Consider the following 23383-nt stretch of genomic DNA (forward strand, 5'->3'; position numbering starts at 1 on the left):
TTTTGCCCCGCTAACCGCCAGGCTGAATACGCCCGTCATTTTGCTATCTCCTCCGGGAAGGGGAGGGAGCTATTCTACCGGTGAGGGTCTGGCCATTCGAGGCGCAACCGCAGGTGCCAGGCGACTGCCCAACGCAAGTGCGATGCGGCTACAGAAACGCTGAAGCAGGTCATGGGAAAGCTATTTGGCGTCGCGAACTCGTCCGCTGTCCAACAAGGCAACGTCGCGGCAAGGCTGACATAGCGTGAGCTTCGTCAAGCCAATCGAGCCAAAAGGCCCTCGTCGTGTTGAGTAGCCAGCGAACGGGATCAATCGCGGCAGGAGTTGGAACAAGTTAGCGCGATGTCGATTTTGAGGTAATGATGAAGACAATCGTTCTCGCCACATCCATTGCTCTCGTATTATTAAGGACCGCGGGTGCCGTGGACCTTACGCAAGAGGCTATAAACTCCGCGTCGCTGCAGGCGATATCGCCTGAGCGCCCCGCCCAGGAAGCCGCGCCTCAACCTGACCCCGCCATTGTCCGCCTGCAAGTTCTTCTTGACCGCGCGGGCTCGTCGCCGGGGGTAATCGACGGCCATTATGGGGAAAACGTTACCAAGGCGGTCGCTGGGTTCGAGCGGTTGCAGAATCTGTCGCCGGACGGAAAGCTCAATCCGGACGTTGTCCAACGCCTTTCAGATACTGCGCCCGCCATCCAGGCTTATCGAATTACTGAGAAGGATGCCGCCGACCTGGTTGACAAAATTCCGAAGGACTACGCCAACCAGGCCAAAATGAAGCACCTCGGCTACACCAGTATCGCCGAAAAACTGTCCGAACGTTTCCACATGGACATAGACCTGCTTAAGGCACTGAATTCTGGCGTAGGATTTTCCGTCGGGGCAACAGTTCTCGTTGCGATGCCGGGTGATCCAAGGACAGGCGCGGTCAAACATATAGAGGTCCATAGAAAGTCTGGACAGGTACTCGCCTTTGCGGCAGATGGGACCCTAATTACTGCATATCCGGCTACCATTGGAAGCGAAGAGACGCCGTCACCTTCTGGAACGCACAAGGTCAAGGGCGTCGCGCGGATGCCGCCCTATATCTATAATCCTAAGATCAATTTCCAGCAGGGCAAGAACAAGAAGATCTTGAAACTGCCGAGCGGGCCCAATGGACCTGTAGGGACGGTATGGATTGACCTGACCGAGCCGACATATGGAATCCACGGTACGCCGGAACCTTCACTTATCGACAAGGTAGGCTCGCACGGCTGCGTTCGGCTGACCAATTGGGATGCGGAGGAACTGGCCGGAATGGTCAAGCCTGGTGTTGTGGTCAAGTTCTCCGACTGATGAACCTGGTTTTGGGTATTTGGTCTATTCTCGCTAATCAGCTGGTAAACGTCGGGAGGGCTTGGGTGCTTCCCTTGCCGCGATTATTCTGTGTGCCGGTATCCGGGTTCCCCACGGCGGTTGCTGCGTTCGAAAGTCCGATTGCCGGCAAGGCGCAAATACAAGCCGAAGGCCATTTCGCTCATTTGTATTTTGTTAAGCATAAATCGAAATACTGGTCGGACTGCCTGTGCCAATTTGATCCACGTTGCGTTTTGCCATCGTCTGACAATGGAGACACCGAGAATGGCAAGAATCCTGGTTGTGGAAGACGAACCCCTGATACGCTTTGCACTCGCCGACGAACTGGCCGATGAAGGCCATGTCGTTATTGAATGCTGTAACGTGCTAGAAGCGGTCGCGGCCCTGGGCATGAATGACTGTATTGACGCTGTCGTCACCGATGTTGACATGCCTGGTGGCTTGAGCGGTGTGGATTTGGCCCGAATGCTGGCCATCGTCAGGCCATCCGTCCCAGTGTGGATGACGTCCGGGCGCGACGTGGACGTTTCAGAATTTGGTGAAACTGTTGTCTTCATGCCGAAGCCCTATGACCTTGCGGCGCTTAGGAACGGAATTTCCACGCGGCTTCGAGCCAATGAGAAACTTAAAGCCCGGACGCTTGCTCTCGTTCGTTCACGCTCCACTTCGTTCTGATGAGCGGCAATATCGTGACGAGAATGGCTGATTTTACCGAGACCCTTCTCTATGGGGAGGCAGCGAAACAGATGGGCGCTATTTGCTACAGGAGGGGTGATTCCGGGGTAGAGGTTCTTTTGATCACCACACGCGAAACTGGGAGATGGACCATTCCAAAGGGATGGCCGATACGGGGTCTGAAGTCACATAAAGCGGCCGAGCAGGAGGCTTGGGAGGAGGCTGGCGTTAAGGGGCGGGCTCGAAGGAAGGTCTTCGGGAAATTTACATACGTTAAAACCCTAGTAACTGGAGTGAACGTCCGTGCAACGGTCGACGTCCACCTCCTGGATGTTCGGCGGACCAGGTCACGCTTTCCGGAGCGCGGCCAGCGGAAGCTCAAGTGGTTCCGTCCGTTGGACGCAGCCTCACGGGTGGACGAGACGGAACTCAAGATCCTGCTATCGAAGGTCGCAAAGAGGTTTTCGTGATTCATAAAAAGCACATGAACGCGCCCAGACTGCCCTAACGTTCGGCAGCTTGCGGAGGTGGGCATTGTCGTGCGGAGGTTTCAGTTTGGCCAAGGCAGACCGTCATCTAACTAACTATCGTCTTGATTTGCCCCAGCCTGTCCTCTGCGTCCTTCAGACGCCTCATGAGCACATCCATGGTGCTGAGACCGTCGACATCATCGAAATAACCGCCTACGAATTCAAGCGGATGAATGTCGAGGGTCCTGCAGATAACGATCAGGCTTGAAACCGACAATCTGCTGATGCCGCGTTCATACTTCTGTATTTGCTGAAAGGTGACGCCTACTGCCGACCCAAGCTCAGTTTGGCTAAGTGCCTTCATTTCCCTCAAGAATCTGAGACGTTCCCCAATCTCCTTGTCTATTTGCCCTGCGCGCCTTGCTGCGTGATTCATCAGCCACCCCGTGGTCCTTGACTTTGAGACTGGGCCCAACCCCGCCAGGAAGGCAAGGCCGCTTTTCGGCGTAGCGGTATGTGTCCTTTCGTACAGTTGCCAACTGTTCAATAACCAGCCCGGCCGCCAGAAAAACAAGATCAGACCTGCACCCGCTGCGGACGAAGGGAAGCGAGAACGTCGGGCGCTCGGATGAACGCAAAAGCACGCCGCGGCCGTCGCCGATTGTGGAATTCTTAGCCGTCCGGAGCGGTCGCCACTTGTTTGTGACGCAGCACATGAGGAATTTCGAAAAGGTGGCGGATCCTTGCCGTCAACGTGGACGGGTGCAGCGAATCGGGAGACATGCCTTCGTGAAAGAGATGTTTCTCGGTTTCGATGCGCCGCGACAGCAGCAGGCCGAGTTCATCAGCCAAGGAAACGCGCTCCTGCATCACACTTGCAAGTTGATCCTTTGCGATTTCATAGGCAACCACGTAGGTCAACGCCCGGATGTTGCCCGGCTCGAGCGCTCCCATAAGAACGCCACGCTCTCCAAATAGATCACCGGGAGCAAGCCGTGTCAGCTCGATCGCTCCTTCACCGGTATGACGCTCGACGACAGCAACGCCGCTCCGCACGACCATGAGCGATGTAAGGGACGTCTCCTGGGCGGCGATCAGTGTTCCCTTGCGAAACGTCAGAGGTTTCATGCCGGAGACCAGGAGCTCTTTTTCGTTTTCAGTCAGCGTGGCAAAGAGCGGCAGGGCATTTATCAGGCGCCAGGCAGATCCTGGATGCTTCGCAGCGTCCTCGGATTGGCCAACGGCAAGATCGACGGGCGAAGATCCAGGGGGAGGCGACAATTGAAGTCCGGCGGCCTTGGTATGTCTGAAGACGAGATCATAAACCTCGTTTTTTGCCTCGGAGATCTTACTGAGCCCAGCGACACGGAACGACAGTTCCGCCTCCACGGCATTGCTGTCCAAGGCAACGATGTTGACCGAAGGTGTCGGCTCCTTAAGGACCACATTGCTGCTTAAAAGCACTTCGCGCATCGTTTCTTCGATCGAGGCCGGTGGAAGTGTCGGTAGCAGACGAATGCTGATCGTCACCCCATGCGCTGCGTCAGGGCTGGTCAGATTTGTCAGGCGCCTCTTTGCCATTGTGCTGTTGGGAACAATGGTGACATCGTTCGAGGCATTGAGCAGATGTGTGGAGCGCCAGTTCGTCTCAATCACCCGGCCCTGGACGTCATCTTCGAGAACGATCCAGTCGCCCACCGTGTAAGGTCTGCCGAGATTCAACGCAATGCCGGAAAATACGTCGTTTAATGTGCTCTGGAGAGCAAGGCCGAGCACGATGGCAAAGACACCAGACGTTGCAATCAGTGTTCCAACGGGAACGCTGAACACGTAGGCGATCACCGAAAGGCTGGCGCCAAGGTAGATGATCGCGACGACCAGGTCTTGAAGGAGGCGACCTTCCCGCGGCTTTCGTTCCAGGATCAGGAACAATCTCACGAAGCTGACAAGCACCATCGCTCCGCCGATCCACCAGACAGCCTTGGCGATACCGACGAAGATGCGCCGGTACAATTCGTCTCGGATGATATCCGGTGCGTAAGGCTGGATGTCATGCGCAAGCAGCACGACGGTCAGCAGCGCGAAGAAAAGCAGGTTCGCAACAAGTCGCAGGCTCGGATTTTTTCCGAAAACCATTCGCGCGGCGGCGCTCAGGACAACGAGGACAACAAACTGGAAAATAGGATTTTTGAGAATTTCGGTCGACATGACCACATTCCTACTCTGCGCACGAGCCTGGACTGTTGCCCAAAACGATCAGCCACCATGCCAATATCGCGGAGCAATGAGGGATTGCAAGTGATCTTGACCTACCGCCGGTGAGCTGCGCGAGGGGCGGTCGAGCACAGTCGGAGATCGCGCCAGGCAAAATCTGACACACGATATCTCACGCCGCAGTCGGACGATCCGCCCGCAGGGCGGTGTTTTGTACGCGACGTCATGTGTCCGGACTCTTTTCGTGCGGAACACACCTCAGCCAGAGGGATTATCCCCCTGCAGGAGAAACAAAAGGAGGGACCTATGTCCTTCAATGTATTAATTGTCGAAGATCAGCCGCTCATCGCGCTTAACTTACAGGACACAATCGAGGGCCTGGGACATCACTCGATCGGCATCGCCAGCAACATGCATCAGGCCTTTACCTTGGCTGATGAAGCAGACATCGCCCTGGTTGACGTGAACCTGGATGACGGCCCGACCGGCCCGATCGTCGGCCAGACCCTCGCCGAGGCAGACGTTGCCGTGCTGTTCATGACCAGCGACCCGGGTGCACTTGGTGGCGGAATTCCTGGCGCCATCGGGGTGATCCAGAAACCAATACCGGACGCCGACCTCATCGACGCAATCCAATATGTCGCCGATCGTCGTGCAGGGCGATACGACATGCCGCCACCGCGCGGCCTCGTTGAGTTCGATGCAGAGGTTGCGACTGCCCAAGGACCGCAGAATGCGCTTGCCCGGTGACGGCAATGATGTGGCTCTGCTCGAGCCAACGGATCGCGCCGGATAGTGCCATCAACGTTTTTCTTCACAAGCTTGCGATTGGCTAGTCCAGTATCACCATGTGGGCGGGCAGTTGCTCTTCGAAGAACTTCGAAAATGTCGCGATGCGTGGCGGTAGGGCTTGATAGGGCGGATAATAAAGCGTGAGCCACAGGTCGGGAGGCGACCAGTCGCGCAGGACATGGATGAGTCGGCCGCTACGGATATGCTCGGCGATATGGAACCCCGGCAGCATTGCGATACCCGCGCCGTCGGCTGCCATATCGGCCAAGACTTCGCCGTTGTTGGCGCTGAATGCTCTGCCTGCCGAAATGGAGACGGTGGAGCCGCCATCGGAAAGGACCCAGGTCTCCCGCCGGCTTTCGCCGCTATAGGCAAGGCAATCGTCCGGGCTGAGCTCACTTGGGTGCTCCATGTCGGCAAATCGGCTTCCGGGCGCTGCCACCAGAATTCTTCGCACGATCCGGATTTTGCGCCAGATCGTGAACTTGTCGGAGGGCGCCGCCGAAATGCGGATCGCAAGATCATAGTCGTCGTCTACGATGTTGACCAAGCCATCCGACAAAGAAACCTCGAAGCTCATCTTCGGGTAGAGCTCCCGGAAGCCTGACAGGATCGGCGGCAGCACCGTCTTGCCGAGCCAGGTCGGCGCACTGATCCTCAAGCGCCCCTGGTCGGCCTTATGAGCGTTTTTGACATCGCGGCGCGCATTCTCAAGCGCTTCGACAGCTGGCTGGATTTGGGCGGCGAAGACGGCACCATCGGTCGTCAAGGAGACCTGTCTCGTCGTGCGCACGAAGAGCTGAACGCCAAGATCTTCTTCGAGCGCGGCGATCGCTCGACTGACACCCGCTGGCGTTATATCCAGTTCGCGTGCGACCTGCGCAAAATTACGCTTCTCCGCGGCCATCAAGAATGTTTTCAGGGCTTTGTAATCGTTCATGCCTATTATTTCAAAAAGCGCAACTCATTCGAGAGAAATATTGCAATTCCGCGACGCAATCAACCTGGTTACCTTCTCCTTATGGAAGCGGACATCATCGAAAGGATTAAGCCGTGATCAAGGATATCAAGGGACTGCACCACGTCACCTCCATGGCATCGGATGCGCAGCGCAACAACGCATTTTTCACGGATACTCTCGGCCTACGCCGCGTGAAGAAGACCGTCAATTTCGATGAGCCTAGCGTCTATCACCTCTATTATGGCGATGAGAGCGGCACACCTGGCACGGTTATGACCTACTTTCCGTTTCCTCATATGATAACGGGCCGCCGCGGCGTTGGAGAGGTCGGCGAAACCCAATTTTCCATTCCTGTAGGTTCACTTGCCTTCTGGAAAGAGCGTCTCCTTGACAAGGGCGTGTCCAAACTTCGCTCCGACGCGGTGTTTGGTGCCAATCGGCTACGTTTTGTTGCCCCGGACGGTGACGAATTCGCACTTGTAGAAACGATTGATGATACTCGTGCTCCGTGGCTCGCAGCTGGCATTTCCGCAGACACTGCCATCCGCGGCTTCGCCGGCGCCCGCTTCGATCTACATGAGACCGCTGCAACCGAGGAGCTTCTCCGGTTCATGGGTTACGAGCGCGCCGAAGCTGAAGGCAACATTACGCGCTTCATCATTCCTGGCGGCAACGGCGCGGACACGATCGATCTGGCAGCTCTTCCGAAAACTCCCTTTGCGCGCCAGGGGGCAGGCTCGGTCCACCATATCGCATTCGCCGTCGAAAATCGTGAAAGGCAGCTCGAGGTTCGCAAGGCGCTGTTGGATACTGGCTACCAGGTTACTCCTGTCATCGACAGGGACTATTTCTGGGCGATCTATTTCCGGACGCCTGGTGGCGTTCTGTTCGAGATCGCAACGAACGAGCCTGGGTTCAATCGCGACGAGGACACGGCCAATCTTGGTCAGGCACTCAAACTTCCAGCTCGCTATGAACCGTTCCGCAGCAAGATCGAGGCTGATCTGGTTCCGCTTGCTGCATAGAGCTGCAAGTGGGATCCTAATGAACCAAACCAATAGATTCTCGCCCACGGCCACCTCCGGCAGGTAGCCGGCCGGCGAAGGCTACCCGATTTTTTATTGTCTCAAATCGTCGTCAAAGACCAAAGGGAGTGCTCAAATGTCCAAGCTTGAAGTCCTTACCCCCGCAAACAGCCAGCTCATCTTCATCGACCAGCAGCCGCAGATGGCCTTCGGCGTGCAGTCGATTGATCGCCAGACGCTGAAGAGCAACGTCGTCGGCCTCGCCAAGGCTGCCAGGATCTTCGACATTCCGACGACAATCACCAGCGTAGAAACAGAATCCTTCTCCGGCCATACCTATCCCGAACTCCTCGCCGTATTCCCGGACAACGACATTCTCGAGCGCACGTCGATGAATTCCTGGGACGACCAGAACGTTCGAGATGAGCTGGCGAAGAATGCTCAAAACGGTCGCAAGAAGATCGTCGTATCCGGCCTCTGGACAGAGGTTTGCAACACCACGTTTGCGCTCTCCGCCCTCAATGATACCGACTACGAAATCTACATGGTCGCCGATGCGTCGGGCGGCACCTCGGTCGATGCCCACAAATATGCAATGGATCGTATGGTGCAATCAGGCGTCATTCCGGTCACGTGGCAGCAGGTCCTGCTGGAGTGGCAACGTGATTGGGCCCGAAGGGAAACCTACAATGCTGTCACAGCGCTCGTTAAGGAGCATTCGGGAGCTTACGGCATGGGCATCGATTACGCCTACACGATGGTTCATAAAGCGGCCGAGCGCGTTACTCACGGCAGGCGGATTGGCCCCAACCCCGCAAAATAGCACTCAACCAGCCGCTTTGGCGCACCGCCGGAGCGGCCACTTAAAAAATTGAGGAGAAGCGTCGTGAGACTTTATCTGATGTCGTTGGCTGCTGGTCTGCTGGTTGGTGTCGTCTACAGCCTTCTGAACGTCCGTTCGCCGGCTCCGCCAGTGATCGCGCTCGTTGGCCTTCTTGGCATCCTCGTTGGCGAACAGGTTGTTCCCTTTGCCAAAAGCCTGTGGAGCAAGGAGCCAACGGCAATCTCCTGGATGAACCAGATCAGGCCGCACATGTTTGGCCACTTGCCAGAGGGAGCGAAGGAACACCGCAGGTCGCCAGGCCCAAGCCAACTCTGATAGCCAATCCGATGGAAGCCCCGTCTGATGTCTTTAGCCGACTAGACGAAATCATATTTCGATCCAACTGAAGCCTGGAGCCGCCCTCATGTTCGCCGACCTCATTCTTCACCATGGCATGTTCACTACACTCGATCGCACAAATCCAATTGTCAGCGCCGTTGCCATCAAGGACGGAAAATTTCTGGCTGTCGGCAGCGACAGGGAGATCATGGATCATGCCGGAACGCAAACCAGGATCGTCGACCTGAAGGGCAAGCGCGTCCTGCCTGGTCTTATCGACAATCACACCCATGTCGTCCGCGGCGGGCTTAATTTCAATATGGAGCTGCGCTGGGACGGCCTGCGCTCACTTGCCGACGCCATGGACATGCTGAAACGGCAGGTAGCGGCAACCCCGGCGCCGCAGTGGGTGCGCGTGGTCGGGGGATTCACCGAACACCAGTTCGTCGAAAGGCGTCTCCCGACAATCGAGGAAATCAACACGATTGCCCCCGACACGCCGGTCTTCCTGCTGCATCTCTATGACCGGGCCTTGCTGAACGGCGCGGCGTTGAGAGCGGTCGGCTACACCTCGGCCACACCCAATCCCCCGGGAGGAGAAATAACGCGTGATGCCAATGGCAATCCGACTGGTCTTCTTCTTGCCAAGCCAAATGCCGGAATACTCTACTCGACGCTTGCTAAGGGACCGAAGCTCCCGCTCGATTATCAGGTCAATTCGACAAGGCATTTCATGAGGGAACTCAATCGCCTTGGCATTACTGGCGTCATCGATGCAGGCGGCGGCTTTCAAAACTACCCCGACGATTACGAGGTAATCCAGAAGCTTGCCGATTCCGGTCAAATGACTGTTCGACTTGCCTATAATCTTTTCACCCAGAAGCCGAAGGCCGAGAAGGAAGACTTCCTGAACTGGACGTCTTCCGTGAAGTACAAGCAAGGCGACGACTATTTCCGCCACAACGGCGCCGGCGAGATGCTCGTCTTCTCCGCCGCTGATTTCGAGGATTTTCGCCAGCCGCGACCTGACATGCCGCCGGAAATGGAGGGTGAACTCGAGGAGGTCGTACGGGTTCTTGCGGAGAACCGATGGCCCTGGCGCATGCACGCCACCTATGACGAGACGATTTCACGCGCGCTCGACGTCTTCGAGACAGTTAACCGGGACATTCCGCTGGACGGCCTGAACTGGTTCTTCGACCACGCTGAGACGATCTCTGAGCGCTCGATCGATCGCATCGCAGCGCTCGGTGGCGGCATAGCGACCCAGCATCGCATGGCATATCAGGGAGAATATTTCGTGGAGCGCTATGGACATGGGGTCGCCGAAGCAACGCCGCCGATCGCGCGCATGCTGGAGAAAGGCGTCAATGTTTCTGCCGGAACGGACGCGACCCGCGTTGCCTCATACAATCCCTGGGTTTCACTTGCCTGGATGGTCACTGGCAAGACCATCGGCGGCATGCAGCTCTACCCACGTGGCAACTGCCTTGATCGCGAAACAGCACTTCGCATGTGGACCGAGAAGGTGACCTGGTTCTCAAATGAAGAAGGTAAGAAAGGCCGGATCAAGTCGGGCCAATTCGCCGATCTCGTTGTTCCGGACAAGGATTATTTCTCCTGCGCCGAGGACGAACTCTCATTTCTTACGTCAGAACTGACGATGGTGGGCGGCAAGATAGTCTACGCGGCCGGAGATTTTAGGACACTGGATCAAAGCGACATTCCGCCAGCCATGCCCGATTGGTCGCCTGTTCGACAATTCGGAGGCTACGCCGCCTGGGGAGAGCCGGACGGTGCAGGAAGGAACTCGCTCCGAAGGACTGCCCTTGCTTCCTGTGGCTGCTCGAGCGATTGCGGCGTCCATGGCCACGATCATGCAGGAGCCTGGACCGCAAAACTTCCGATTTCCGATCTAAGGGGCTTCTTTGGTGCGCTGGGCTGCTCTTGCTGGGCCGTCTAGGCCGCATTCAGACCGCAAGTTCCGTCCTAGCCAATGGCGCTCTTGGCCGGCCGCCGCTTGGACCCCGTGGGAATAGACAACGCGACCTCGGGAACAATTGCGAAAATCACAATTGAATATGGATTATTCTTACAATTGTAAGCCGGTTTTTTTCCGGTCAAATTGCATTCAACAGACACCATTCATCTCCATTAACCACAAGTGACCGTCCGCCAATTCACCGCTTTCAGCTTTTCAAACCCCTTTACCAAACGCCATTCCATTGAAGGAAACAAGACAATGAGCTTTATCACCACGAAAGACGGAACCGAGATTTTCTACAAGGACTGGGGTCGGAAAGACGCTCGGCCGATCATGTTTCACCATGGCTGGCCGCTGTCGTCAGATGACTGGGACGCTCAGATGCTGTTCTTTCTGTCAAACGGCTATCGTGTCGTCGCTCATGACCGCCGCGGTCACGGCCGATCCGCCCAGGTCGCGGATGGCCATGACATGGATCACTATGCCTCGGACGCGTTCGCTGTCGTTGAAGCGCTCAATCTGAGGAATGTCGTTCATATCGGCCATTCGACAGGTGGCGGGGAGGTCGCGCGCTACGTCGCCAAATACGGAGAACCCACTGGCCGCGTTGCCAAGGCGGTTCTGGTTTCGGCCGTACCGCCGCTTATGCTGAAGACCGAAGCCAATCCGGAGGGCCTGTCGATCGAGATTTTCGACGGCTTCCGCACCGCCCTTGCCACAAACCGCGCCCAGTTCTTCCGCGATGTTGCGGCCGGACCGTTTTATGGTTTCAATCGCGATGGCGCTAACGTGCAGGAAGGTATTATCCAGAACTGGTGGCGTCAGGGAATGATGGGTAGTGCCAAGGCGCACTATGACGGGATCAGGGCCTTCTCAGAAACGGACCAGACGGCTGACCTCGAGGCGATTTCTGTCCCGACATTGGTCCTCCATGGCCAGGACGATCAAATCGTACCCATTGCAGACTCCGCCCTGAAATCTGCGAAGCTTCTGAAAAACGGTACGCTCAAGACTTATCCGGGCTTTTCGCATGGCATGCTGACCGTGAATGCCGATGTGCTGAACGCCGACCTTCTTGCCTTCGTGAAAGTTTAACCCAAGATCCGTGGTCTGCCGACGATCCTCCGTCGGCAGACCGGTCTCCCATAAAGACTTCAATTTGATCGGATAGACCAAATGAAACTCCCGACCCTCCCGCTTCTCTTGAGTTTCAATGGCGGCTACGTCGACACGCTCGGCTTCCTCGCTCTTTCGGGCCTCTTTACCGCACATGTGACCGGCAACTTCGTAACCTTTGGCGCGACCGTTGCCCTCGGCACTGCCGGTGCACTTCCTAAGCTCCTCGCATTGCCGGTCTTTTGTGTCGTTGTTTTCTTGACCCGTTTGGCCGGACTTTGCCTCGAACGTCGGAATTTGCCGGTGTTGAAGCCGCTTCTGTCCCTCAAGCTGCTTTTGCTGTCGGCCGTTGCCGCATTTGTACTCTGGCACGGTCCGCTCGTGGTAACCGAGAGCGATGTGATGCTCTGGCTTGGCATGACACTCGTCGCCGCGATGGCGATCCAGAACGCCGTGCACCGAGCACATCTGCCAAAGGCGCCCCCTTCGACGCTGATGACCGGAACAACGACCCAGATCATGCTCGATCTGGCCGACATAGTGGCAGGGGTGAAAGGCGAGCAGACCGCAGCAGCGTCCTCTCGTATCAAGCGAATGGTGGTCGCTGTCATTGTGTTTGCAGCTGGTTGTGGACTTGGAGCACTCGCTTTCGTTGCTGCGCCGGCTGCCGCCTTCGTCCTGCCCGCGATCGTCGCTGCACTCGGGCTGCTTTCTCCCGTCTCTGACGCGTAGCAAAGGTCGAGCGGGCAGGAGGGGAGGGAGGTGTCCGGCGGTCGATCAAGCCATCAGCAGTCTGATCGACTTTATGCCTCACAGCATCAGGAGCTCAGTCCGGCGAGCGACATTCCGCTCGGGCTCCCTCCGGCATCTCGTAGGTATTATCGGTTGCATGGTAAGAAAGATAGCGTTTGGCGCACCACCTGACGTGGGCGATCTCCTTCTTCGACAGCAGAAAGATCTCACCACGTTCACCCTGAGCTCCCGAGGCAAAAGCCGTCATAGCGCCCTGATCATCGGGTTTGACCTGTGCAGCAGGTGCAATGAGGCTGAGAGCCTGCGCTGGTGACAAAGACGATACATGAAGCACGCAAGTAACGCCGAGCACAGACGCCAGTTTGATTGCCTTTAACATCGGGATATTCCGTTTGATCGTTCAGAAGGGCAACGAGTTCTTCATCGATTCTGTTCCGGACACCAGTTTGGACGCAGGGACATCATCCATTATGGCCTCTGACGATCAGGTTCGTGCGATCGAGTGATCTGGAGGCCAAATGTCGGCTAAAGGCTCAACCTTCACGCAAGTCGGTTTCTTCAAGCCGTCGGCACAAGACGCTCTACCGCTTACCAGAGATTGCGCCAAGGACGCTGCGCGCACGTGTGGATTTATTGTCAACCTCTCAAAAACAAGGGACTTTATCTTGAGGGCATGATGCCTTGCCCTGGAAGCTCGCTGTAAGGTTGTGCATCCCGGGCGCAGCTTTCGTTGATTTCATACCTTGGCCCTGGTGCAGCCCTCTGTCCCTGGGCAGCGCTACCAAATCAGCTCGACCCTCAGCCCTGGTGTTGGCGATCGAGCGGCGATCGCTGGGAGAATGGCATGGGGCGAAAGGTGGGAGGATCGACCCCGGAGCTCCGCAAGATCTGCGTTGTCGGCGGTCTCGTCATCGACCCGCCGCTGCAATTGTCGCTCGCGGCACGCCGGGTCGTTGCTTATCTGGTCATCAAGGGCCATCCAGTTTCACGCCCCGTTGCCGCGGCCGAGCTTTGGCCGGATGTAATCGAGAGCGCGGCGCGCGCGAACCTGCGCAGGGCTCTCTGGCGATTACCGCCCGGCTGGGTGAACTGTGTGGGAGACGACTTGACGCTGCACGTTGAATGCGACCTTGCTGAAGCAAATCGCGCATCCAATCTTGCGTTGAACGGCGAGGCTCTGACCCTCGAGCAGATCCAGCTTCTGTCCGGCGACATTCTGCCTGGCTGGCTGGATGACTGGATCCTTCTTGCCCATGAGGGCTTCCGGCTGCTTCGTGTTCAAGCGCTCGAAGCAGCCTGCAGAACAATGATCTCGAAAGGAGCATTCGCTCTTGCTACGCAGGCTGGCGCGGCGGCGTTTGCTGCCGAACCGCTGCGTGAATCGGCAGCCGAGGCATTGATTGAAGCGCATTTGGCGCAGCACAATCGCTATCAGGCCGTCCAGTGCTTCCGCGAGCTCGCCAAACGTCTCTCCGTTGAGCTCGGTGTCGATCCTGACCCGTCTCTCACAGAGCGCTTAAGCGCCTTATCCTTGCAATTGTAGCTCGACCGGACAGGAATGGACGCTGCGGCGACGCCGCAGAGACGGTCGAGCCCTGTAGTGTGAACAATTGGGTTAAGGCGCTCGGACACCACGGGTCCCATTGAGCAACGCCTCAGGAACGCTGCGGCACGATCCGGGTAGACGCCGATGGACGGTCAATGTGGTCTATTGTCCAGACACGCGAACCCGTGAAGCGACAATAATGGAGTCGCCCGATGCAAGACGCGCAATTCCCGCAGGAATGGACCGCCGAACACCTCGAAAGTCCCTTTGCCGAAACCGTGCTGGAACAGAGCACGCCGACCCCTTCAGCGGTCGAGCAACTGAGCGAGACCGTTTCTCCCTTCGCCGAAGCCTTCGCCGACCTGCAGGCCCAGTTCGAAGAGCACGGTGACTTCGAAGACATATTGGGCGAGCTTCACGACGAAACGTTCAACGAGGCGTTGGCCTATCTCGCAGACGAGACAGAACGCGACATTTGCGAGCGTTTTGCCGGTGAGACGGGACAGTTTCAATCCGAGCGGGAACGCTACGGCGAGGCCCGGCTGGCCGAGGTTCGCTACGAAGCCGAACATTACCTGGATACGCTTGCCGAAGCGCTCGCAAATCAGGACCTCGGCTCATTAGGGGAAGACCGGCTTTCTGAAGTGCTGGATCGGTTCGATCCGGCTTTAAGCGAGACCACGCCGGCCGGTGAGGAGTTCATAGGCGCGCTCGTGCGAAAGGCAAAAAAAGTCGTCAAGACCGTCGTCAACACGGCAAAAAAGATCGGATCCCTCGCTAGCCCCCTGCTTGCCCCGGTGCTTGCAAAGCTCCGAGGACTGGTCCAGCCGTTGCTTCGCCGTGTGCTCTCATTCGCAATCGGTCGTCTGCCAGCCCAGCTTCAATCAGCCGCTCGCCAGCTGGCTTCACGTATGAAACTTGAAGCCGAACTGGAAGAGCCGGAAGCCACAACGTCGCCAGCCAACCTGATTGACGTCGAGGCGCTCGCCGAAGGTTTCGATGCAGCCCTGGCGGAGGCGGTGTTCGCGCCGGCCGCCGAAGATAACGAATATGGCGAGATCGACGAAGCAGATCATGGAAACAGCCTCGCCGCGTTGGCTGAAGCCAGGGGGATGCTTATAGACAACCTCCGCGAAGCAGGTGAAAAGGACAACCTTGCTCCGGCAATCGAGCAGTTCGTTCCTGCGCTTCTCGGCGCCCTTCGCCTCGGCATCCGGCTGGTCGGAAGACCGAAGGTCGTCGGCTTTCTGGCGGGTTATCTGTCGAAGTTGATTGGCCGCTGGGTCGAGCCGCGGGCCTCTGGCGCGCTGTCGAGCGCCATTGCCGATGCGGGGCTAAAACTCATGACCCTTGAGGCTGAGGATCGTTCCGCGCAAGAGGCTGCAGACAGGGAAGCAGCGCCCGTCGCTCTCGCGACGGTCGTGGAAGACACCATCCGCCGTCTGGCCGAGCATGAGGAATTCGTGTTCGACAACGAGGACCTGATGCAGCTGGCCGCGGCAGAATCGTTCAGCCAGGCAATTGCCACGCACTTTCCCCCACGATTTGTCCGCGCGGATCTTCAACGAGCACCAACCCTCGATGGGACGTTCCTCGCTCGCCGCCCTCGAAATTTGCGGGCGTATCGCAAGTTCAGCAGGGTGCCGGAAGTCGACGTCACGTCGCAGCTCGCCGATGAGGTGCCAACATTCGGGGGAGCCACCCTTGGTTCGACGCTTCGCGCTGCCGGAGCCACCCTGCCAATGCGTGCGCGCATGCATATTTACCAGGCTGCTCCCGGTACCACGCTCGCCTCCATCGGCCGCCTCGACCGGACACTTGGGAGCATACGGGGAGCTCTTTCGCCAGCAAGCTTCCATCCGTTGACACCGCAGGCGGCAGGACTGCTTCTGCGTGAGCCGAAACTCGGAACATCCGTTTCAAAGGCGTTTCTTCGGACACCAAACCGGATTGGCGCCGGGCAACGCTTCTACGTCCTACAGCCGGCCGACGGTATGTCGGCTCTTCCTGTTGCCGGCAATCCCGGGACATTGCAACGATTAGCGCCGAGCCGCGCCTGGCTCGCATTCAACGGCCGCAAAGGCACTGCCCTCGTTGGAATCTATTTTTCCGAATCCGAAGCCCAGCAGACCGTTAGCGCGATCCGAAAGGGAAATAAGACAGCGGCGCTTCTTCGTGCGATTGTGGACGCCTGCGGAACCATCGGACTTTCGCTTCCGTCCCGCTTGGCCGAGCAGGAACGCGTCGAGGTTCATGAGGAATTCGCTGGCAAGATGGCACGGCTCATTCCGCCCGATCTCAAACACCTCTTTCGGAGGCGTTTGGCTTCGTGGGTGCTTCCTGCGATTTCGAATTGGACCAAGGCGAATGGCGAGACATTCGCCCGTGCGGCGGGGCACCCCGATCCGGGCGTAACCATCAGGATCAGAATTGAGGCCCCGCTGTTTGCACAGATCCCGCAGGCCATCAAATCCGGCGGTCTGGCAGTGCTGTTGCGGGGTGCGCGGGCAACGCCATCGATTTCCATTTCGGTCACTCCGGGAAGGCGGCGAAATGACAGTCTCAGCAATTGAAAATCCGGCACTCGTCGACGATCTTGAGCGCCAACTCGCCCATTGGCTCGCCGCCGCGAGGACATTTCGTGATGCCGAGGAATTCGCCTCGAGCGAGGCATGGCGTTCGGTGGAACGCCAGATTGGTGCCCCCTTGCGTCAGCAACTGAACACGATCGTAGAGGAACTTATCTCGCTTGGGGAAGCTGCCGGGCGATTGATCGCGGTGTCCCGCAGCGATCCTGGACAGGTCGCAAAGGCACAGTCTGCGGTGCAGACGTTTCGCCGCCGTTATATCCAGGTTGACACGACCCTCGACTACATAGGCGATGCCGTCAATTCTCGGACCAGCCCGCTCCTGCGCATCGCGCTCTCGAACCTCGACCGGCTTGCGGTGGACAGCATGACGTCGGTGCTGGCGCGCGCCGGCAAACCGATCCCGCGGGTTCTGGTCTATCAGGACAAGGGCACTGGCGCATCCATTCTGAGAGCCGGCGTGCGCCTGTGGGTCCCAGGCGCTGTAATGCCTGTGGCCGCTATCAAGATCGTCAGGCACAATCTCTATCGACCAACGTCGCTGTTCCATGAAACTGGTCATCAGGTGGCACACTTGACGAACTGGGTTCCATCAGTGCGCAAATGCCTGGAAAGTGCATTAGCCGGAGACCGCGAATTACAGACCATGTGGACAGCCTGGGCACCGGAAATTGCTGCCGATGTCTACGCATTCCTGCACACCGGTTACGCCTCTGTCGCGGCGCTCTATGACGTCGTGGGCGACATCAATACGATTCTGCGCTGGCCAGTCGGCGATCCGCATCCTGTCGGATGGCTCAGAACGGCGCTGGGCTGCGCATTTTCTGCCTTCTGTTTTGGGACCAAGGGACCGTGGGTCTCGCTGATGGGTGCAATGAGGGCCCATCATCCACTGGAGCGCGCCGAGCCAACCTTGCAGCCGCTGCTGGCCAGGTCGATGGAGGCGATCGAAAGGATTGCCGCAGCTTGCCTGACGGCTCCCGTGCCGGCATTGGACGGCAGGCCGATGACGTCGGTCCTTGCTCCAGCGCGCGTGTCGCCTGCCGCATTGAAGGACCTCGAACGAACTGCCGGACCAGCTCTTTGGACGTCGGCGCACTGGCGAATGACGGAAGGCATAAGGATCGTCGCGCTTGCGGGATTGCGCGAGGCTGAACGACCGGCGACCGCGACCGATTGGATCAATCGCGCACGAACCTGGCTCACAATGGAGCCGCAGCATCAGCGCACTCTCAGGGAGCTCAGCAATGCCTAGTAAACAGGGAGACGACAAGGCTACCGGCGCCGACAAGCAGCCGGAAAGCACGGTTCCAAGTGAGGCCGCCATCATGGACGCGCTCATTGTTCAGCACATGGAACGGCGCGATAGCCTGCTTCAGCGCGAAATCAATCAGCTTCGGAGCCTCGTGGAACAGGTTGCCGGAGCGAATGCGCTGCAATGCGTGATCGAAAACGGAATCGCCGAAGTGGTGGACAAGCTCAGCGGGTTGACGGGTCGCACAGCAGAACTCGGGCCGGAACAGATCGAAATCCTCAACAGGATAGAACGGGAACTTCGTCGACCACCTGATACCGACCTCTTCATGGTCGCAACTCAAGGCCGGCCAACTTACTAGCAAAAGGGAGCGTCCCATGATTCCGCAGCTCGTTGAACGCATCCGTGTCGGCGCGCCGCTGCCGATCGACCAGGCTCGGGAAGCCGTTCTCACCGCCGATCCGCTCGACATCGTGCTCCATCTGGAGCAGGTCTGGGCATCCTACGATCCGGCGGCGATCGGCCCCCTGCCCATTGCTCCGGCGCGTCGAACGTTGATGATGTCGGGCCAGTTTGCACCCTTTGCGCCGGGCGCGAACGAACGGGCATGGGATCATCTCGGGTCAAGTTATGTTCTGGAAAACACACGAGGCGTGCAAATCTTCAAGCGCATCGTGCGTGAATACAGATCAGGGGTCGCACTTGGAATTCCGTCTCCGGCGACCTTGCGCTGGCTGGATGCCACAGAAGCGCTGCTCTTCGGCGCAGCCAATCCATTTTCCGGCTGGCTAAGCACCAGTCCGACGGGTGCGGACGGAGAGATGGTGCGTCGTCGCTCCTATTGGCAGCTCTTTGGGCTCGACCTCGCCTTCGGCACTGACGACAATCGCCCACCTGTTTACGACAAGGGCACGGCTGCCAACACCGGCTTCGTCGGCGTGTTTGAAGAGCTTCTGTTCGAACTCTGGCAAGCGATTACAAATCTCAAGAACTTCTCAGGGGTCAACAGCTCGGATGACGACAGGATCTTCAGACTGACGGAGGCGTTGATGTTCATGCTTCGAGCACGCCGGCAGGGACCGCTCAACACCGCGGGGACCGTCCTTCTGAGAGAAGAACTCGCAGCCGCCACGGTCCTTGGCTGGATTGACCTTACATTGAGCAGCAACAGTTCGCTCGTGATGGACGCGGGAGCCCAGGCGACAAGCGCGGCCGGTCGCCTGTCCAACCTTGGCGCGAAGGTGGGCCTCGCTGCGCATAGCCGCTCGACGTCTCTTTTTGAAATGGCTGCCGAGCTGTCGAAGATTCTCAGGGTTATCGAGTCGGGCGTCGTAAGCGGACCGGAATACTCCTACATCCTTTACCGCGAGACCCCCCCGGTTCCCGGTGTGAAGGTCTATGGCGCCGAAGCGCGCCGGGTCATCACCGAATGGGCAGCCGCAACTGGCAAGGATATTAAAGCGCGAGGCAAGCCGGTGGAAACGGCGCGCAGGGCAAGGCTGGTTGCCGTCCAGTAATACTCCGCCAGAGCGGAAGGCGCGGTTATGGAAAAGATAGAGCAGGTGCGTACTAGTGGTTTCGATCCACTCGGGCTGGAGTTGGCTTTTCAGCCGCCGCCGGACCGGGAGTATTTTGAGAACGCGGTTCAATCATCCGCGTTCGAGTTGCTCGATGATCCTTTCGCGAAAGACCACGATTGGGAAACGATGGCCGAGAACCTTGAAACGGAAGCCGGCTCGGCGCATTCGTTCAAGGGCTGCACCGCGTCAGAAAAGAACATCCTGATCGATGCGGCAGACAGGTCGCTGCATGCCGTACGACATGCGGCATCCTTCATAGGAAGTGCGTATGGACGGCCGGACAGAATGTCGGCCGATACGAAGCGGCTGCTCCTCGAGCATTTTCACACGGTGAAACACGACGATCTCAGATTTATCCTTACCCGGCTAATGCGAATAGCGAAGGCTATCGAGCATGGCATCGCCTTCAAAGCTGAGCGAAGCTGCCCCGCAACTCCATCCGGAATGGAGTGCGGCTATGCGAACACATCCATGTGGTTTGGAGGCAGCGGGGATGTCAGGCTCTGCTTCGATACACGGCCAGGCCATTGCAACTTCGCCTCCTCGGCCGCCCCGCGGCAGGAACGGATCCTCATTCACGAGGTCTCACATCGTTACGTCGGCATAAACGACAAGGCATACCACCATCTCCCCGCCTACAAGACACTGAGCCCGTCACAGGCGATGGACAACGCCGACAGCTATGCCTTCTTCGCGGTCGATGCGAGGGCAACCCTTTCCGAGGCAGAAGATCTGGACATGACCGCAGAGGCCCTCGAAACCCAGGATTTTGACGAGTCGGTCCACAGCGAGGGATCTGACGAGACGCTGGAGGAGAGTGGCCTTCTTGACGAGGAATGGTTCGACGAGGAAGGCGACACATTTTCGCCCCAGCAGGAAGACTTCCGTGACCGGGTGCTTGCTGCTCATATCGCCTCGAAAAAGCGCAAGCCGTTTAGCGACCTTGATCCGGGCCGCCTCGCCAAAATTCCCGGCACCGATGTCGAGACGTTGGCATCGACCGCGGAGGCGGCCGGCCGCATCCTGACGGCAGCCAACGCCGCCCTTCGCGAGGCTCAAGCTCGCGGCGACGCCGACGCCTTGCGCACCCGCCACATCGGGATCAGCAGCGGTTACCGGTCGTTTGCGCACCAACGTCGACGCTGGATGGAGCTCTTCCCAAAATACTATCGCCAGTCCCAAGACTTTCGCCGAACGTTGCCAGGTGGAGAACATTCCGCCGCGGCGGTCGCCTATATGCTGCGTCCGCGCAAGGCCGGTGGTTTTGGCCTGGCTGGAAATATCGGAGCACCGGGCTACAGCAACCACCAAAGCGGCATCGCTGTCGATTTCTTTCAGCACAGGACGCCGGGACATGCGATTTCCAACAGCACGGCCTCCGCGGCGAGAGCAAGGTGGCGGGCGAGCTGGTTTTATCGATGGCTCAAGGAAAACGCGCAGCGGTTCAACTTCAAGCAGCTTGAAACGGAGGAATGGCACTGGGAGTATCAGGGCGGCGCTTTGCCAGCGCAGGCCAACCGCGTCGCTGTCAACTCATCCGAGGCTGGGGGCGCTAAACTTTGGACCTATCAATCGGCTATAATCCGCGCCCCGGTTTCCCTGTTTCTTCCGCCCGCCGCGCTCGGTAGCGGTCAACTGAAAGTATTGCTCTACGTTCATGGCCTACTCGGGCCGTGCCCGAAACTTTCCTCGGTCCCCGACGGCTTCATCAGCGGCGAGCAGTTTGCGCTCGGCAAGATCGTGACCGGGTCCGGACTTCCGATGGCGGTTATCGTCCCGCTCCTTCAGGAGGGGAAGGATCGAAACTGGCAAGCGAGGGGGCTGGACACTCCGGGGCAAATCAATGCTCTGATCGACGAAGGAATGACAGAGATAACCCGGCGCCTCGGTCGACCGGCACGTCTTTCCGATCTCGTCATCGCCGGTCACTCGCGTGGATTTGGAGTGATCTATCCGCTTGCTCGCTCCCGAGATCCGGCGAGAAGGCAGGGGGCTCTAGCACAATTGAGAGGTCTTTGGATGCTCGATGCCAGCTATGGCACAGTTCCGTTGCGCGAACTTTACGCCTTGGCATCCGTTCCCGGTGGACCTGAGGTCAAAATCGTTTATCGCACTGGCTCACCGACAGACAAATTCCAGGGGAAGAAAACCGGGGGAAGGGCACAGCTCATGCCGGTTCCTTCGTCCATAAGTCACTGCGCCCTGCCGGCAAAATTGCTGGGGTCCCTTCTCGCCGGGCTGCCGGTTGTTAAGGGCTCTCCGAGAGCAGAAGAAATCGGAAGATATGGCACATGGGAAAACGAGCCATGGACGGCAACCGAATGGACCGAAGCTGGACTGGACACAGAGAACGAAAATTCTGGTGGGCCTTATGATTTCGTCGAACCGGAAGAAGACGACCGGGAGTCAGATTACGAGATGCAGGGTAGCGATGAAATGGATTGGCTCGACTATGAGGCCGATGCCGGGGAGGCGCACGAGGATGCTGCGTACCAGGAGGCCTTTGCGGGCCAGATGGATGAAACTATGGAGCAAGAGCGACACAAACGCATGTCTTTCATGGGCGAAGAGACCTCGGGAATGGGCGACGAAGTGCTCGATTCCCTCAACCAGTTCCTGGAGCACGAGGCAGGCTCCGACGTCAGCCTTGCGGGCCGGCTGAAGGGATCGGCCAACTTCCTCCTGGGGCCAACCTTGCACCAGGGCGCACGGGGGAACGGGGTGATAGCGCTTCAGCGTGCACTTGTATCGCTCAGTTATCCCGTTGTGATAGACGGGAACTATAGCGCGCAGCTGGAAAAGGCCGTCCGCCAGTTTCAGTTACGCACCGCTCTTTCGGCAGATGGTGTCGTTGGACCGAAGACCAAAGCTGCAATCGCAGCGGCGTTGGCAAGGCAATGGAGACGAACGTGATTTTTTATCAGCTGGATGCGATTGCCCCGATCTGGATGGTCGGGACGGCCAAGCCAATCGGTGCTTGCACGTGCCATGTCATATATTGTCGGCCAGGCTCGGGCTGACAACAATGACGGTTCGCTTTGAATCGGCTCGGCCTAAACCCGGCTATCCTGGATTTCGCCTCGACTTCGCGTACCGTTCCTGACCGATCGGAAGGGCCCCGGTCCGCTGTGACATCCGGCGCCTGCCTTGCAGCGCCCAACAACACCCGATTTGACTCGAATAAGGGTCTCGTTCGGCATTTTAATCGTCCGCTGGTAAGCGGTTATACTTCTATTGAGGTAAGTGCATGCGTCGGCTGGTTGTGCTTATATGAACCCGGCCACAACTGGCCTCTTCTGTGATAGTGCTCAGGGTCCGCATGAACACCCCTCGCGGACCCGCACTTTTCCTCCCGCCTCATCAAATTGATAAGCCAATCATCCAAACGACTGGGTCACGTTTCGGCCACAAAAGGTTATGCTAGGGGGGTTCCAGGTTTCCTCTGCGAGCAGGGCCTGCGCCAGGCCCGACATGCCCCAGTCGGTTCTGTCACATCTCTGTCTACAGCCAGGCCGCTGCATGTGCTGCGGCCTCGGCTTTTTAGGCGTTCCATCAAGCTTCCCTCGCGGATCAACATTCCCGGGCCAGCCGTTGAATTCCTGCCTCCGAAGACGGTGCCGCTTGACAGACAGTCAGCCCGCATCGCGCGGTGATATGGGTTACGGCATCATTTTGAGGCAGCGGCCATCAGGACAGGGAACCCTGAGCTATCTGGTGAAGGAACCGGAAGCGGCAGGCGCGTGCCCGCGTACTATCAGCCGTCAATCATGCTCCACCAGCCGTAGACTGAGGCGCTGGCGTTAAGGATGCATGCACCCGCTGCTGCCCATTTCGTCGGATGCAAGATCACAAGCGCGGCGGAGATCAATGCAATGGCTGAGATAGTGTTGCTCATGGCATC

21 protein-coding genes are annotated in these 23383 nt (G+C 58.1%); 16 read left to right on the forward strand and 5 right to left on the reverse strand.

The genetic code is table 11. From position 1 onward, the window contains the following. The first annotated feature begins 359 nt into the window (after positions 1 to 359). The 3 genes from RGCCGE502_RS18235 to RGCCGE502_RS18245 all read left to right on the forward strand — a co-directional run bounded on the left by RGCCGE502_RS18235 (position 360) and on the right by RGCCGE502_RS18245 (position 2506). The gene (locus RGCCGE502_RS18235; protein ID WP_016555660.1) at positions 360 to 1340 is read left to right on the forward strand and encodes a L,D-transpeptidase family protein; all 981 of its coding nucleotides are present in this window, start codon (positions 360 to 362) and stop codon (positions 1338 to 1340) included. Positions 1341 to 1625: 285 nt separating this feature from the next. Then, entirely contained in the window at positions 1626 to 2036 is a 411-nt protein-coding gene (locus RGCCGE502_RS18240) for a response regulator (RefSeq protein ID WP_016555661.1), read from the forward strand. A gap of 23 nt (positions 2037 to 2059) precedes the next feature. Next, positions 2060 to 2506: an NUDIX hydrolase gene (locus tag RGCCGE502_RS18245; RefSeq protein WP_016555662.1), complete on the forward strand. Its 447-nt coding sequence runs from the start codon at positions 2060 to 2062 to the stop codon at positions 2504 to 2506. A gap of 106 nt (positions 2507 to 2612) precedes the next feature. Here the strand turns inward: RGCCGE502_RS18245 and RGCCGE502_RS34590 are convergent, their stop codons facing one another. Continuing rightward, positions 2613 to 2942 carry a helix-turn-helix domain-containing protein gene (locus RGCCGE502_RS34590; protein ID WP_019280121.1) on the reverse strand — a complete coding sequence of 110 codons (330 nt, stop codon included), beginning with the start codon at positions 2940 to 2942 and terminating at the stop codon, positions 2613 to 2615. A 236-nt stretch (positions 2943 to 3178) separates the two neighbouring features. Beyond that, a complete protein-coding gene (locus RGCCGE502_RS18255) occupies positions 3179 to 4714 on the reverse strand; it encodes a cyclic nucleotide-binding domain-containing protein (protein ID WP_016555664.1) in 1536 nt (511 codons plus the stop codon). A gap of 231 nt (positions 4715 to 4945) precedes the next feature. Between RGCCGE502_RS18255 and RGCCGE502_RS18260 the strand changes: the two genes are divergently transcribed. Further along, entirely contained in the window at positions 4946 to 5470 is a 525-nt protein-coding gene (locus RGCCGE502_RS18260) for a response regulator (RefSeq protein ID WP_081647272.1), read from the forward strand. Between the two features lie 82 nt (positions 5471 to 5552). Here the strand turns inward: RGCCGE502_RS18260 and RGCCGE502_RS18265 are convergent, their stop codons facing one another. Next, entirely contained in the window at positions 5553 to 6452 is a 900-nt protein-coding gene (locus tag RGCCGE502_RS18265) for a LysR family transcriptional regulator (RefSeq protein ID WP_016555666.1), read from the reverse strand. A gap of 113 nt (positions 6453 to 6565) precedes the next feature. Here RGCCGE502_RS18265 and RGCCGE502_RS18270 point away from each other — a divergent pair, with 113 nt between their 5' ends. From RGCCGE502_RS18270 to RGCCGE502_RS18295, 6 genes are all read left to right on the forward strand, one after another. After that, positions 6566 to 7498 carry a VOC family protein gene (locus RGCCGE502_RS18270; RefSeq protein ID WP_016555667.1) on the forward strand — a complete coding sequence of 311 codons (933 nt, stop codon included), beginning with the start codon at positions 6566 to 6568 and terminating at the stop codon, positions 7496 to 7498. A gap of 136 nt (positions 7499 to 7634) precedes the next feature. Continuing rightward, complete coding sequence (locus RGCCGE502_RS18275; RefSeq protein ID WP_016555668.1) at positions 7635 to 8321, forward strand: hydrolase; 687 nt, start codon at positions 7635 to 7637, stop codon at positions 8319 to 8321. Between the two features lie 63 nt (positions 8322 to 8384). Beyond that, a complete protein-coding gene (locus tag RGCCGE502_RS18280; protein ID WP_019280122.1) occupies positions 8385 to 8657 on the forward strand; it encodes a XapX domain-containing protein in 273 nt (90 codons plus the stop codon). Between the two features lie 88 nt (positions 8658 to 8745). After that, a complete protein-coding gene (locus tag RGCCGE502_RS18285; protein ID WP_016555670.1) occupies positions 8746 to 10623 on the forward strand; it encodes an amidohydrolase in 1878 nt (625 codons plus the stop codon). A gap of 279 nt (positions 10624 to 10902) precedes the next feature. Further along, on the forward strand, positions 10903 to 11739 hold the full coding sequence (locus tag RGCCGE502_RS18290; protein WP_016555671.1) for an alpha/beta fold hydrolase: 837 nt from the start codon (positions 10903 to 10905) through the stop codon (positions 11737 to 11739). 81 nt (positions 11740 to 11820) lie between these two features. Then, positions 11821 to 12492: a YoaK family protein gene (locus RGCCGE502_RS18295; RefSeq protein ID WP_016555672.1), complete on the forward strand. Its 672-nt coding sequence runs from the start codon at positions 11821 to 11823 to the stop codon at positions 12490 to 12492. Between the two features lie 94 nt (positions 12493 to 12586). Here the strand turns inward: RGCCGE502_RS18295 and RGCCGE502_RS18300 are convergent, their stop codons facing one another. After that, positions 12587 to 12892: a BA14K family protein gene (locus RGCCGE502_RS18300; RefSeq protein ID WP_016555673.1), complete on the reverse strand. Its 306-nt coding sequence runs from the start codon at positions 12890 to 12892 to the stop codon at positions 12587 to 12589. 465 nt (positions 12893 to 13357) lie between these two features. On the opposite strand from RGCCGE502_RS18300, the gene RGCCGE502_RS18305 reads away from it, so the two are divergent. From RGCCGE502_RS18305 to RGCCGE502_RS35455, 6 genes are all read left to right on the forward strand, one after another. Beyond that, the gene (locus RGCCGE502_RS18305) at positions 13358 to 14056 is read left to right on the forward strand and encodes an AfsR/SARP family transcriptional regulator (RefSeq protein ID WP_016555674.1); all 699 of its coding nucleotides are present in this window, start codon (positions 13358 to 13360) and stop codon (positions 14054 to 14056) included. A gap of 215 nt (positions 14057 to 14271) precedes the next feature. Further along, positions 14272 to 16632 (forward strand): hypothetical protein, encoded by a 2361-nt coding sequence (locus tag RGCCGE502_RS18310; RefSeq protein ID WP_016555675.1) that lies wholly within the window; start codon positions 14272 to 14274, stop codon positions 16630 to 16632. Further along, positions 16613 to 17902, forward strand: coding sequence for a hypothetical protein (locus RGCCGE502_RS18315; RefSeq protein WP_016555676.1), 1290 nt, complete (start codon positions 16613 to 16615; stop codon positions 17900 to 17902). Before RGCCGE502_RS18310 ends, RGCCGE502_RS18315 begins: the two co-directional genes overlap by 20 nt. Beyond that, positions 17895 to 18263, forward strand: a complete 369-nt coding sequence (locus RGCCGE502_RS18320) for a hypothetical protein (RefSeq protein WP_016555677.1) — start codon at positions 17895 to 17897, stop codon at positions 18261 to 18263. The genes RGCCGE502_RS18315 and RGCCGE502_RS18320 overlap by 8 nt, the downstream gene beginning before the upstream one ends. Positions 18264 to 18279: 16 nt before the next feature. Further along, a complete protein-coding gene (locus RGCCGE502_RS18325; RefSeq protein WP_016555678.1) occupies positions 18280 to 19419 on the forward strand; it encodes a hypothetical protein in 1140 nt (379 codons plus the stop codon). 27 nt (positions 19420 to 19446) lie between these two features. Next, complete coding sequence (locus RGCCGE502_RS35455) at positions 19447 to 22395, forward strand: peptidoglycan-binding protein (protein ID WP_016555679.1); 2949 nt, start codon at positions 19447 to 19449, stop codon at positions 22393 to 22395. A gap of 841 nt (positions 22396 to 23236) precedes the next feature. Here the strand turns inward: RGCCGE502_RS35455 and RGCCGE502_RS37350 are convergent. Then, positions 23237 to 23377 (reverse strand): hypothetical protein, encoded by a 141-nt coding sequence (locus RGCCGE502_RS37350; RefSeq protein ID WP_019280124.1) that lies wholly within the window; start codon positions 23375 to 23377, stop codon positions 23237 to 23239. Positions 23378 to 23383: the final 6 nt, after the last annotated feature.

Origin of the sequence: Rhizobium grahamii CCGE 502 (assembly GCF_000298315.2) — a bacterium.
Lineage (GTDB): Bacteria > Pseudomonadota > Alphaproteobacteria > Rhizobiales > Rhizobiaceae > Rhizobium > Rhizobium grahamii.

Bases quoted from the DNA above. Each gene is read 5' to 3' on its own strand.
- RGCCGE502_RS18235 (WP_016555660.1), top strand. From the start codon at position 360: ATGATGAAGACAATCGTTCTCGCCACATCCATTGCTCTCGTATTATTA.
- RGCCGE502_RS18240 (WP_016555661.1), top strand. From the start codon at position 1,626: ATGGCAAGAATCCTGGTTGTGGAAGACGAACCCCTGATACGCTTTGCA.
- RGCCGE502_RS18245 (WP_016555662.1), top strand. From the start codon at position 2,060: ATGGCTGATTTTACCGAGACCCTTCTCTATGGGGAGGCAGCGAAACAG.
- RGCCGE502_RS34590 (WP_019280121.1), bottom strand. From the start codon at position 2,942: ATGAATCACGCAGCAAGGCGCGCAGGGCAAATAGACAAGGAGATTGGG.
- RGCCGE502_RS18255 (WP_016555664.1), bottom strand. From the start codon at position 4,714: ATGTCGACCGAAATTCTCAAAAATCCTATTTTCCAGTTTGTTGTCCTC.
- RGCCGE502_RS18260 (WP_081647272.1), top strand. From the start codon at position 4,946: ATGTGTCCGGACTCTTTTCGTGCGGAACACACCTCAGCCAGAGGGATT.
- RGCCGE502_RS18265 (WP_016555666.1), bottom strand. From the start codon at position 6,452: ATGAACGATTACAAAGCCCTGAAAACATTCTTGATGGCCGCGGAGAAG.
- RGCCGE502_RS18275 (WP_016555668.1), top strand. From the start codon at position 7,635: ATGTCCAAGCTTGAAGTCCTTACCCCCGCAAACAGCCAGCTCATCTTC.
- RGCCGE502_RS18285 (WP_016555670.1), top strand. From the start codon at position 8,746: ATGTTCGCCGACCTCATTCTTCACCATGGCATGTTCACTACACTCGAT.
- RGCCGE502_RS18290 (WP_016555671.1), top strand. From the start codon at position 10,903: ATGAGCTTTATCACCACGAAAGACGGAACCGAGATTTTCTACAAGGAC.
- RGCCGE502_RS18295 (WP_016555672.1), top strand. From the start codon at position 11,821: ATGAAACTCCCGACCCTCCCGCTTCTCTTGAGTTTCAATGGCGGCTAC.
- RGCCGE502_RS18300 (WP_016555673.1), bottom strand. From the start codon at position 12,892: ATGTTAAAGGCAATCAAACTGGCGTCTGTGCTCGGCGTTACTTGCGTG.
- RGCCGE502_RS18305 (WP_016555674.1), top strand. From the start codon at position 13,358: ATGGGGCGAAAGGTGGGAGGATCGACCCCGGAGCTCCGCAAGATCTGC.
- RGCCGE502_RS18310 (WP_016555675.1), top strand. From the start codon at position 14,272: ATGCAAGACGCGCAATTCCCGCAGGAATGGACCGCCGAACACCTCGAA.
- RGCCGE502_RS18315 (WP_016555676.1), top strand. From the start codon at position 16,613: ATGACAGTCTCAGCAATTGAAAATCCGGCACTCGTCGACGATCTTGAG.
- RGCCGE502_RS18320 (WP_016555677.1), top strand. From the start codon at position 17,895: ATGCCTAGTAAACAGGGAGACGACAAGGCTACCGGCGCCGACAAGCAG.
- RGCCGE502_RS18325 (WP_016555678.1), top strand. From the start codon at position 18,280: ATGATTCCGCAGCTCGTTGAACGCATCCGTGTCGGCGCGCCGCTGCCG.
- RGCCGE502_RS35455 (WP_016555679.1), top strand. From the start codon at position 19,447: ATGGAAAAGATAGAGCAGGTGCGTACTAGTGGTTTCGATCCACTCGGG.
- RGCCGE502_RS37350 (WP_019280124.1), bottom strand. From the start codon at position 23,377: ATGAGCAACACTATCTCAGCCATTGCATTGATCTCCGCCGCGCTTGTG.